Source organism: Xenorhabdus sp. Sc-CR9 (assembly GCF_963897815.1).
Lineage (GTDB): Bacteria > Pseudomonadota > Gammaproteobacteria > Enterobacterales > Enterobacteriaceae > Xenorhabdus.
Genome location: NZ_CAWQTY010000229.1, coordinates 1 through 11,653 on the forward strand (window position 1 = coordinate 1; position 11,653 = coordinate 11,653).

At 38.9% G+C, this 11,653-nt stretch carries 10 protein-coding genes and 2 pseudogenes; 1 reads left to right on the forward strand and 11 read right to left on the reverse strand.

Features of this window, described 5'->3' with window-relative positions:
* Positions 1-118: pseudogene (locus AACQ81_RS18320) on the forward strand (IS630 family transposase); the annotation flags it as partial.
* Between the two features lie 158 nt (positions 119-276).
* Here the strand turns inward: AACQ81_RS18320 and AACQ81_RS18325 are convergent.
* The 11 genes and pseudogenes from AACQ81_RS18325 to AACQ81_RS18375 form a co-directional block, all read right to left on the reverse strand.
* A complete protein-coding gene (locus AACQ81_RS18325) occupies positions 277-1,500 on the reverse strand; it encodes an MFS transporter (protein ID WP_237388181.1) in 1,224 nt (407 codons plus the stop codon).
* Positions 1,501-1,568: 68 nt separating this feature from the next.
* Entirely contained in the window at positions 1,569-2,102 is a 534-nt protein-coding gene (locus tag AACQ81_RS18330) for a hypothetical protein (protein ID WP_237388182.1), read from the reverse strand.
* Complete coding sequence (locus AACQ81_RS18335) at positions 2,092-2,787, reverse strand: tyrosine-protein phosphatase (RefSeq protein WP_237388183.1); 696 nt, start codon at positions 2,785-2,787, stop codon at positions 2,092-2,094. Before AACQ81_RS18335 ends, AACQ81_RS18330 begins: the two co-directional genes overlap by 11 nt.
* A gap of 16 nt (positions 2,788-2,803) precedes the next feature.
* Positions 2,804-3,919: an aminotransferase class I/II-fold pyridoxal phosphate-dependent enzyme gene (locus AACQ81_RS18340; protein ID WP_237388184.1), complete on the reverse strand. Its 1,116-nt coding sequence runs from the start codon at positions 3,917-3,919 to the stop codon at positions 2,804-2,806.
* A gap of 22 nt (positions 3,920-3,941) precedes the next feature.
* Positions 3,942-5,252 carry a hypothetical protein gene (locus AACQ81_RS18345; RefSeq protein WP_237388185.1) on the reverse strand — a complete coding sequence of 437 codons (1,311 nt, stop codon included), beginning with the start codon at positions 5,250-5,252 and terminating at the stop codon, positions 3,942-3,944.
* Between the two features lie 16 nt (positions 5,253-5,268).
* Positions 5,269-5,880, reverse strand: coding sequence for a 2OG-Fe(II) oxygenase family protein (locus AACQ81_RS18350; protein ID WP_237388186.1), 612 nt, complete (start codon positions 5,878-5,880; stop codon positions 5,269-5,271).
* Positions 5,881-5,901: 21 nt separating this feature from the next.
* A complete protein-coding gene (locus AACQ81_RS18355; protein ID WP_237388187.1) occupies positions 5,902-6,531 on the reverse strand; it encodes a 2OG-Fe(II) oxygenase in 630 nt (209 codons plus the stop codon).
* A complete protein-coding gene (locus AACQ81_RS18360) occupies positions 6,528-7,871 on the reverse strand; it encodes a B12-binding domain-containing radical SAM protein (protein WP_237388188.1) in 1,344 nt (447 codons plus the stop codon). Before AACQ81_RS18360 ends, AACQ81_RS18355 begins: the two co-directional genes overlap by 4 nt.
* 16 nt (positions 7,872-7,887) lie before the next feature.
* Entirely contained in the window at positions 7,888-9,030 is a 1,143-nt protein-coding gene (gene truD / locus AACQ81_RS18365; RefSeq protein WP_339353449.1) for a tRNA pseudouridine(13) synthase TruD, read from the reverse strand.
* A gap of 48 nt (positions 9,031-9,078) precedes the next feature.
* Entirely contained in the window at positions 9,079-10,242 is a 1,164-nt protein-coding gene (locus AACQ81_RS18370; RefSeq protein ID WP_237388190.1) for a serine/threonine protein kinase, read from the reverse strand.
* Positions 10,243-10,603: 361 nt separating this feature from the next.
* A pseudogene (locus tag AACQ81_RS18375) lies at positions 10,604-11,532 on the reverse strand (IS630 family transposase); the annotation flags it as partial.
* Positions 11,533-11,653 lie beyond the last annotated feature (121 nt).

Here is an 11,653-nt window from a genome sequence, read left to right on the forward strand (position 1 = left end):
GACATTCCGTGAAACCCTTCGCCACTTTTTTCATACCACTTTGCCAGAAAAAGCGAAAGAACTCACGACTCGACTGACTGACAACTTTCAGATTTTAAAACCTGCATCTTCAAGTTAGATTGGTATAAGTTTCTTCTATCATGATATAAAAAATGACTGATTTTATAATGTTTCAAGTTCTCTTTTACAATCTAAAACATGCTGAATATAAGAATTACAGAATATATTAATAGCTTGAAGAGAAACCCTCTTCAAGCTTATTTGTTCTTTTTTGTATCAACCGTTAATTTTATTTTGATATCGATCGAGAATAAGAAATCCTATGCCTGTTAAGGTAACGTATAATATAATATTTCCCCATAAAATAGTGCTGGAGAAATTGAGAAGTTGGGTGAATAACCAAGGGGATATTACAGTGGCACCTCCGAACGCAAACTGAAGAACAGCAGAATAACGTCCTTCATAACCAGAATGAGAAAAAAGTAAAATAGCAATTCCCATTTGTGCCCCGAGAATGGCTTCAGCAAGGCTGAGCAGTAAGGTTACAATCAAAATTAAGATAAATTGTAATGCAAAGTTACCGTGAAGAAATAAAATAATGCTATAGGCAATCGTTTGTAAAAATCCAGACCACGCCAAAGATTTCAGGCATCCCAGCTTATTACCTAATCTTAACGCAACTTGCTGAAAGCAGGGAATACCAAAAAAAAGACCGGTAAATACAAACGCGGCAAACCAAGATGGTAAATTGCATTCAATCAGAAAGTAGTAGGGTAATACAAGTTCGATGCTTTTTCCTGCCAGTAGTAATATACCAGTCAAAAAAACAAAAATAAGATATTTTTTATCCTTTAGGATAGAAAAAGAGGGAATATGATCTTTATTAGTTTTTATTGAGTTTAAAGTGGTTTTATTAGAATTTTTGGTGATTTTTTTAGTTATTATGAAAATAATAACTCCTGATATAAAATAACCAAAAGAGTTACCCAAAATAATTAAATTAACTATGGTGTTAGATATTCCATCTTTATCAATGAAGAATAGAGATAATAAAGCCCCAAAACCTAAACCAATATTTCTACAGCTATTTATAGTAGCAAAAATATTCATCTGAGTATTTTTAATAGGAAATAGAACTCTTATTGCCGCAGGGTTGGCACACCAGTAAATACGTTCACCGATGGAAACACACATAACGATGATAGCGACCTGCCAGGGCATTGAAACAACCAACATCCAAGGAAACGCACTAAATCGCAGTAAACTACCTATCAATGTTGAGTTTGCTGGCCCTAATCTATCAGCCAATAGGCCTGCTGGGTAACCCGTAATCAGTAATGCGATCATCGCACCTATTGTCATAGCCAGCCCAACATCTACGATATTTAACCCTTGCACTAAGACTAAATAAAAAATTGCCATCGGGCGCCAAATCCCTCCGCCCATACTGCCAATTGCCATGGCCAGTAAAAACAGGTACTCTCGACGGTTTAATGCCATGATTTTTCTCTCATTCAATTAATGAGCTTATACCTTTCGTATTTCAAATACAGATTCAAAATATTGGGTCAATGATTATGTTTATCGCTGTGAGCTATTTTTTGTAAGAATACTTTCATTGCTGTTCTTGACGTCAATTGAATATAATTTCCATCAAAATCATCCAGTAATAATTTGTCTTTTTTAAATTGATATTTTCTATATTTTATTATTTGTCGTAAAAAATCGAAGTTTATTTTTTCATAGCAACCAAGAGCCATATCAGGACGCTGCTTTCCATGCCATTTAGCTATACGTATTATGGCCTGGAATAAACAAATATAGGTTGGTATGTAGAGATGAATAACAGTATCCGCTTTTTCTAACCGTTGTGGCAGACTTGAACCATAATTACCATCAATAATCCATGATGATTGATTTGTTAAGGTGCTTAATTTTTGCTGCCATTCCTCTGCAGAAGGGGCTATCCATCCTTCTTGCCAGTACTCTTTATCAAGATGAAACAAGGAAATCGAGCAAATTTGGCTTAGTTGTCTGGCAAAGGTTGATTTTCCTGCACCAGGTGAGCCAATCACTAAAATGCGCTGCATATTATCGATCATATTTATCTCCACCACATGAGATTATTTTTGTCCATGCACGCAATACAGGGATAATTGTTTTCTCCGATAGTTCATAACGGCGAGCTTGCAGATGATTAGGGACGCCATTTCTTTTGGCTTTATCTTCTATCAATTGATATTGGCGACGGAGAAATCTGGCAGACAACGCAAAATCATGGGCTATTTCTGAAGTGGAAAATTGGAGCTGGTGAAGAATGGCAGCGGTGACAAGCCCTGTGCGATCTTTTCCTAAGCTGCAATGAAGCATCACATTTCCTGTATCGAGTAATTTTGTAATTTCCTGAGCAATTTTCCATGCCACATGGCTCATGGTGAAATAAAGATGAATATAATCAGACTCTGTGACAATACGTGTCTGATTATTCTCTGGTGGTTTAAATCGCATGGGGCGACTGAGATATTGGATTGATGTTGGAATATGAGAATTGAATTTTGACTCATATTCTTCAGGTGTACGTAAATCTATCCAAGTATTGATGGGCAACATGCCTGATAATTGATTGTATGTTGATTTTTCTTTTCCTCGCTGCATACCACAACGCATCAGCATTCCACAGTTATTCGTTGTGGTATGCTTGATTTTTAATATTCGTCCATTCAGAATATCAGAGTGATATATTGGGTAGATATTTAGTTGGCTGATATTATTTAACGGTGTTTTCATCACGATGCACTGTCATTTACTTACTGTAGATTTGTTCGTCAGAATAGTATTCTGAAGGAAAAATTTTATTTAGAAATTTAATCATTAATTCTAATTCTCCAATACCAATTCTGATATACCCATTCATTCTTTCTTGTGTACTCATATCACGGATATAAAATCCACCTAAAGCGGCGATCTCTACTAATTTAGCGGGATTATCACCAATAGTTTTTACATTGATAAAATTGGCACCTGAAGGGAGAACTTGCCAATTTGGGCGTAATTTCATGATGGTTTCAATAACATATTTCCGTGTTTGAATAATGGATTGACAAATTTGTTTAATATGTTCTTTTTTCGCTAACATTCCCTGAAGTAGTGCCCAAGTGCTGCCTGAGATCGCTGATTCAGTCCTTTCCTGAGATAAGATATCTATAATCGTAGAAGAGGCTATGATGGCAGCAATACGCGCACCTGCTAAACCATAACCTTTAGAAAATGATTGAACATAAATGATGTGCTCAGGCTGGCCTAAAAGATCCAAATGGTTAACGTTACCAAATGCTATAAAACATTCATCAATAATCAATAAGTGACCATGCTTGGCACAAGCATGAGAAATTTCTAATAACGTATTATTATCAAATTCTATCCCGGTTGGGCTATTGGGATTTGAAACTGCAACAATAGAGGGAGGTGCCGTTTTGATTGCTCCCAATAATGTTTTGATGCAAAAATTTTCCGCACATTGGTCATCAAAATAAATGGGTAATATATCAATCTGATTAAGATTGGCATGATCACTCCAGCCAAAATAATTAGGTATAGGAATGATTAATCTTTTTGTTGTACAAGCAATCAAACGTAATATCAGGCCAATTGCGACGTCTGATCCCGGAGTAAAATAAATAGAAGACGAGTTTATTCCTAATATTTTTGCGGCATGTTCATGTTCAATGTGAGGATAAGGATAAAATTGATGTCTTTGTGGCGGAATATAAATGTCCTGAATAATTTTTGTTAATGTTTTATGGTGTAATTCACCACTACGTAAGTTTATACCATCAAATAAAAATTCCCGCTGACGAGAAAGACGCTCGGGTACCACAGGTAGAGGGTAATTATTATTAACAGGTGTCGTATTAGCCATTAATACACTCCATAGCAGACGTTTAAATTTGGGCTCCCAATACACGAAGTTGCCCTAATAAGTCTGGGTAACCGCGCTCAAGGTGATCAATCCCGCTTATTTGTGTTTTCCCTGATATCTTTAATGCTGCAATCACTAAGGCGGCGGCTCCACGTAAATCAGCGGCTTGTACTGTTATGCCACTTTTACAGGGAACATGGGGCAGAATGTCTACTGATCTGACATTGCGAATAACTTTAGCTCCCATTTTTTCCAATTCTTCAATATATTGAAAACGTTTGACCCAAACTTGTTCTGTAATACTGCCGCCTAATTGAGAAGCCATCAGTAAAAGAGCCATAAAGGGTTGGCTGTCACTGAATATTCCGTGCGAGGTAACTTGAATATCCAATCGGGAAGCAGGGGATATCTGGGCAATAGAGAGAGCATTCTCTTCCCATTGAAGTTGATAACCCAATTTTTCCAAACAAGTTATTTCAGCCGATAGCCCGGTTTCGATAGCTTTTTGAGAAGCGCCAGTCATAGAAATTGGCGCATTGCAATAAGCGGAAAGGGTCAAATAAGTCATGACTTCGATCAGATCAGGGCCAAGAGTCGTTTCAAAACCATCCGTATCAGGTTTCCCGGCAATCACAATTCGGTCTTTTTTCCACTCTATAGCAACCTGCTGACATTTGATGGCTTCAACTAATGCCACAACGTCGGGCTTAGGATAAGGATTAATAATTTCGCTAATACCTTCAGCTCTTGCGGCGCATAACAATGCGGCTTTTGTTGCACCAGAATACAGTGGACCAGTCAATTTACCCGTACTTTTTTCAACAACGGCAAAGTGAGCCATATCAATTTTAGTAGGGGAAAAACGCGTTACAGTGGCTTGAATCATATTTCCTATGGTTTCGACTTTGGCACCGAAGCGTTGTAAAACGGTACATAGTTGTTCAATGGGCCGTTCTCCTCCCTGGCCAACTCCAATCTTACAGCCACCGGTTTCACCTAATATGACATGCCCTGCATGGGCCAGTATTCCAGGAACCAGATACCATGCACCGTGGATCAACGAACTTAAATCTTCAGGTATTTTAGTATTCCTCAAACCACGGGGATCAATATACATGGTGCGTTTTTCTGGCTCGTGCAATATGTTGGCACCCAGTAATTGGCCTATTTCTCCCAGTATCCTGATATCTGCAATATCAGGAACATTTTTGATTAAAGAAGGTTGTTTTGATGACAATGCCAGGCTAAACAATGGGGGGAAAGCATGTTTAAAACCTGAAATGTGTACACGCCCTGATAATCGATTGCCACCTATCACTTCAATTTTTTGCATATTATTTCTCCAGCCCTTATTCCAAAATAAAAACAGCCGTGAGTACACGCCGATAAGTTCCTTCAGGTGCAGAAGCAGAAATGGGTGTTACCATATGCCATGATTGATCTGAACGTTGTAGAATCACTGACGTATTCAGTTCAGGTGGAATTTCACGATAAATATCTTGTGAATCATCAGAGTGTAAAATACGCAGACATCCCCCCCAATCAGGAGACCAATTTCGGTTGAAATTAAAGATTTGAGTCACAACTTTTTCGGTTTTATCTGTATGTGGCCCTAACCATTGAGAAGAACGATATCGCCATAGCGTTAAGTTTAAACGAGCTAAACTGAGATCTCTGCCGATCAATTTTCCCACTCTATCCCGATATTGATTGCTTTTTAGATACTTGCAAAATTCGGTCCATACAGAAGAAAGCGGAGTATCCTCTTCAATGAGTAATGCCTCCAGACTGTAGGTTTTTTTATCATCGGTTTGTTCTGCCATTTTTTCTGCCATGATAAAGCCTTCATGAGGAAATGTTTCCATCAGGTTGTTGGCTGTTTCTTCATCAATAAAAGGAGACACCATACCCCAATGGTAGGGGGTGTTTGTTAATGCTTGGGGGAGTAATAAGTTAAACATAAGTTTCATTATCCTTATTATTTAGAGATTTTCAGGGCATACGTAATGAAGGAGTAGAGCGCGCCGTGCATGTTGTGAACCAGGCACCACTTTACGGACACTATGCCAAGAACAGGAGGAAGGCAGGAGGATTACTGAGCGGTTGGGAGAAGGCGCAACGGCTTCTTTGATATCATCAGGATCAGATGAACCAAGAATAAGTAATTCTCCACCTTCGATATGACCTGTAGGGAAATAGAGGGTTTGAGTCAGGATTTTATCGGGGCGGTCACAATGGGGGGCTAACCAACAATTTTCATGGTAAATAGTAAAACGGACATGTAAACGCGTCTTTGAGAGATCGCGTTCCATCAATGTTGAAAAGTAGTGGCGATAATCGTCACTTAAGATAACTTTCAGCATTGTTTTCCACGCAGTGGTCAGGTTATTCCATGTTTCCGAAGCAGGAATACCATTATCAATAGCCAGCAGATCCCAAGTGCTATAGTATTTTCCGTCACCCTCTTCACGGTGAGATTGACGATAACCTGTATGTGGAAATTCTGCTTGTAATCTTTTGAAGACGTTCGGTGATAGAAAATGATCTGAACAAAACCATTCAAAGGGTTCTTTTTTCTTTTCAAAATCAGGCAAATACCATCGGATATTCATATATGGTCTCCTGATGTGGATTTTTGCTCATATTCCACTTGCTGTGTAATTTTTTTCATGACCTCAGTGACACGATCTTTTTGATTAGCAAATAGCAAGGCATAACCTTTTTGTCGCTCTTCCAGAGAGTGAGGAAATTCGTGAAAAAGCTGGCGGTTATATTTGCCCACCTCTGTTATTGAGTAATTTTCGTGCAATTCGTTGTAAGGGGTATAAACCGTGGGACGGACTCTGGCACCTTCAGCAATCAACCAGTCGATTGTCTTAATTGATGCTTCTATTGTATCTCCGGGTAACCCAAGAATAATGAATGCGTTGATTTCTATGTCGTTCTGCTCGGCAATTGCGAGTAGTTCTTCAACTTTAGCCTCAGTATTTAGCTTTATTTTGGGTAATTGTAGGTTTGGTGAGACGGAAATAGTTTCTACTCCCAGACTGATCCGGATACAGCCAGCTTGTGCCATTAATTCAATCAATTCTTTGTTCAAATGATAAATTGTCGTTACACATTTCCATCGAATGGGTAGTTTTAATTCGATGAGTTTATGACACAATTCTTTTACCCACCGACGATTCAAGGTAAAGGTAGGAGCATAAAAAGAGACATAGTCAAATGGCTGGATATGCTGTTGTTCCATGATATATTCGATGACACGCTCAACGGAAAGCCGCCGTTCACTTTTACCTTGCATGGGAGGGACATCACAAAACTCACAACCCACGGGGCATCCTCGTGCTACAGGAATAACGAGTTTGCGTCGATCAGGAATACCACAGAATTTGTTCAAATCATTCTTATACATCCGATCATATGCAGCGTAAGGGATTTCCAAGGTATCGGGGAGTATCCACTCTTCTGGACTCAGCATCTGACCGACATCACCCTGCAAATACCCAAGGGGCGTTTTTATAATAAGGCCAGAAATACCCTTTGTGTCGGGAGCATAATTTAGCAGGAAAGATTCAACACCACTTTCATAATCACCGCTGAAAACAATACCTTCAAAATCAAACTGCTTAAACCAATCAGGGATCTGTTTTGATAATCGTCCGAAAGTAAATATTTTTACCTGGGGTAGAATTTCTCGACAATACATTGCTGTGCGGCCGAAACTATCCACGGCATCAAAATCATTAAATAAACCAATAAAGTCATAGCCTTTTGCCAATTCCTGAGCTAAATCATGCCAAGTGAGATTTAATGCACCACCGTCTAATGCAGTAACTTGCCATGATGAATTTCTTTCCCTGATATAGGTTGCAACTTGAAATAAAGGCAGGTGATGACCAGCATTAAAATAAGAGGGAATATAGGGAGGAATCAGTAATAGTATGCGCATATATAAACCTCCTAAGTTAAACAGTGAAAAACTGCTTATTTGCTAAGTGGATAAATTGACAAACTGCCATCGTTGCGTAACAGCCAGAGGGAAGAAAAAACTCGACTGTTAAACTGGAACGATCAGGGAATTCATGATCTTCATTGAGATCGATAACTTTGATAAAGGTATGCACAATGGTTGGGCGAAGACTTTGCTTTTCTACTTTTTTTCCATTGACGATATTAAATCGGGTAAAAGGATACCAAGATGTCGTAGCGGCAAATGTCATGACATCAGAATAAGCAGTGGGTAAAACATAGGGTATTGATGAGCGCATCACATGTAGCGCTTGGTGATATCGCTGGAATTCTTGGGCGACGAGATTGTTCCATTGATAAGAGCCATAAGAAGCATAATAAAAAGAGAGCCGTCTGGGATCTAATTGATGGAAGAAATGTTCAGCTTTACCTTGCCATTTTTGAGCTGCTTGTGCTTCTGGTGATGCTGATTGGCATATCAATGACAAGGCTTTTTCCCATTTTCCGTGGTGAAAAGCTTGCCCAATAAGATGAGTTGTAGAGGGTCCTCCAGGTACACCAAATCTTTGTGTGTCATAGTAGTTAATAAAAGCATGGTGATAGGATGTCTGTTTTGCCAAGGCGTGTGCGATAGGCTTATCTAAGTTACGAATGACAATTCTAAAACTGTTACCCACGAGTTGACCAATCTTGATATTTTCTTCAAAACAACCCACTTCATGCAATGAGAGCCATTTGCCTGATGCCATATCCAAATGTGCATTGATAGCATGGGTATCTATATTCCGTGATAAAGATTGAATAGATATTCTCTGACTTGTTATTCCATCTTCATCTTTTAACCCGGCATACCCAATATGACTTTCGGGAATTTCTAATATATTGGCAATATTTTTAACCGCTTCAGAGGTTGTCATACCTTCTTTGCGTAATTGAAAATGCCAGATCTGTTTTTCTATTGAGGGTTTATAGAAGTGTGGCACTTCTTCTACGAGAAAATCGGTAGGCACTTTTTTAAGGCAATATTGAACATCCTTGCGGAGAAAGGTATTCGGTGAATATTTAGAAGAATTTGTATTGAGTTCTATATTATTCATTGAAAGATTTCCAATTTTCAGGCCATGATTTTCAATGGTCAAAATAAGACTCATTGTTTTTATATAATCAATATACCGATAAGTTATGTGTTAATAAGGTGATTTTTCTTTAGCGAAATAATCATCAAGGTTTCCTTCTCTCCAAATATCCGTTGTGGCACAATGCAAACCACCACCAAAAGGATAAGCATTGCGGAAAGGCACGGGAATAACTTCAAAACCTAATTTATCCAATTGTTCTATTTGATAAATTTCACTTTCTTCTACACACACTGTTTTCTCATCAAGTGACAACATATTCATTGATAGCCATGTGCTTGAATAACATAATGGGGGAGATTGGTGATGTGCAGGAGGTGCAGCTTCGATAATTTGCCAGTCATTACGAATAAATAATTCTCTGAATGCAGGCAGTAACGGCCTGTCAGGGTTATTTAAAACTAAACCGGGACGCAAAGGTAACAGAGTACAGTCTATATGGCTTGGGAAAGGATCTCCGGGAAAGTTGACAGCATGAATGCGATAATCAGGAAAATGACGCCGTAACCAATCAATACCTTGCATGTTTGTAGTAAAGCCATGCTGTACGAAAAGATCTCTTCCACATCGGACAATATCCGCCGCTTCAAAGATGGGTTCTTCTTCTGTCGTAACAAATTCTTTTTTCATTACCCATTCTTTCCGGGTATCTATACTGATCTCTTCAGATAAATAACCATGCCGATAACTCTTATCCGAAAGTCGAGGACGAGGGGCTGACTCATGCCGCATGGTGGTATCTTCTTTCATATAAGCCGCAATCAAAGGGCGATAACACAAATACTCAAAGAAACGAGATCTGAAACTCATTGTTGCTTCGAGAATTTCTCGGCCAATAGTGATGAGAATGTCCCTTGGCGGCTGGCAACCGAACATGGTGCCTTGGGTAAAATCTGGTGTCTGTACAGGAGAGTTAAAATCTAGTGGGCTTGGTCGATCAACACGAATACCACGTGAAATCAGTATCGAAGATAATCCATCCAATTGTTCATTGGCAGCATCAATGGATTCTTGGCTTCTTGGACCGTAACGACCACGCATATCTGAATTTTCCGGGATACGGGCCATAAATGCAGGTTCTGGTGGCGGAATACAGGCATTATCTGCACGACCGACAATGACATGTTGTAATTTTCCCCATTCTGTATGACATTCAACATGGATAGGGAGATTATTTAATTTGGAATTATTATTGGTATTAATAAAATTAGTCACAATGCTTTCCTTTAATATTTATATTTTTTGAAATATAGCAATCATATTTTATCTGGCTATATGCTATAAAATTAATAATTATCTGTATCAGAATTTTTTCTAATACATACATAAAGAAAGACACATGTTTCATTTGTTTGGGTTTCGAGCAGTACATTAATTCTTACCATAATTAAATATTTATATATGACTAAAAATGATACTTATCAGTATTAAAATCAATTCATTTTTTTATTTTCATGTTAACTAAAAGTTAAACGCCATCTTAATGTGAAAATCCAAGAAATTTCAATTATACATTTAATGAATTGGTGATTGTTAAACATTAAATAATTTTTGTCTTAATTTTACTTATACGCAATTAACTTGAAGATGCAGGAATTAAAGTTTGGAAATTATCCGTAAGCCGAGTAGCCAATGCCTGTATTTTTTCGGGGAAGGTGACATGAAAAAAATGATGAAATGTTTCGCGGAAGGTTTTTGCATCCGGGAAATAGACATTGTTGCGTATCTGTTCATTCGCGTACTTCCATAACCGCTCTATCGGATTGAGATTAGGGCTGTAAGGTGGCAGATAATGTAACTCTATATTCAGAACCTCGGCGAAAAATTTAACGATTTCAGCGTGATGGTAACCGGCTCCATCCAGAATAAGATGAATTTTTTGTGAAAGCGGATACGTTTCCCGGATGGCACCGAAAAACAGGACGACATTTTGGCGTTAATCGTCGGATATTCACGAATAACGGTCTCTTCAATCCGTTGCAAATTGAGCGCCCCCATGAGATTGAGGCGAGTACGGCCTCCTGTCGTTTCAACCACTTTGACCTGCTCTCTTCCGCGTTTCATCCAACCGTAACTTAATTTTGTGGACTGGGTAGGATGCGTGGCATCAATAAACAAAATCGGCTCATGCTGGCCACATTTCGCTTTCAGCGCGTTGTAGGTCTCAATAAATTGTTGCTGTTTATCCGCGTCGAATTTATGCGGCGTTCCCATCGGCTTTTTGTAACTGAACCCTTGACGGTGGAGCCATTTTGTCATCCCGGCGACAGTGAAAGTCACCTGCCAGCGTGCCCAGACATAGTCCACAATTTGCGCGGTGGTGTGCATCAAATTTGCCGCCAAATATTCAACGAGTTCTGCCGTTTGTTCGGCAGATAAACGACTTTCAGAGCCGCCATTTTCAGGGGCAAGTTTTTCTTCAGAAAAGTAATCTTTCAGATGACGGCTTACCGTACTTTCATGAATACGCAAAGCCTGGGCAATCATTTGGGCAGTCCAGCCTTGTATCTTAAATATAGGTTAAAATAAATACGATTAGATTTGGCGCGGTGTATGCAGTCTGATCCAGCCTAGGGTTTTAAGCCCGTTCAGAAGCTATTGACGCATACACTGAGCCACTCATCTG

Coding starts and splice junctions, on each gene's coding strand:
- AACQ81_RS18325 (WP_237388181.1), bottom strand. CDS start 1,500: ATGGCATTAAACCGTCGAGAGTACCTGTTTTTACTGGCCATGGCAATT.
- AACQ81_RS18330 (WP_237388182.1), bottom strand. CDS start 2,102: ATGATCGATAATATGCAGCGCATTTTAGTGATTGGCTCACCTGGTGCA.
- AACQ81_RS18335 (WP_237388183.1), bottom strand. CDS start 2,787: ATGAAAACACCGTTAAATAATATCAGCCAACTAAATATCTACCCAATA.
- AACQ81_RS18340 (WP_237388184.1), bottom strand. CDS start 3,919: ATGGCTAATACGACACCTGTTAATAATAATTACCCTCTACCTGTGGTA.
- AACQ81_RS18345 (WP_237388185.1), bottom strand. CDS start 5,252: ATGCAAAAAATTGAAGTGATAGGTGGCAATCGATTATCAGGGCGTGTA.
- AACQ81_RS18350 (WP_237388186.1), bottom strand. CDS start 5,880: ATGTTTAACTTATTACTCCCCCAAGCATTAACAAACACCCCCTACCAT.
- AACQ81_RS18355 (WP_237388187.1), bottom strand. CDS start 6,531: ATGAATATCCGATGGTATTTGCCTGATTTTGAAAAGAAAAAAGAACCC.
- AACQ81_RS18360 (WP_237388188.1), bottom strand. CDS start 7,871: ATGCGCATACTATTACTGATTCCTCCCTATATTCCCTCTTATTTTAAT.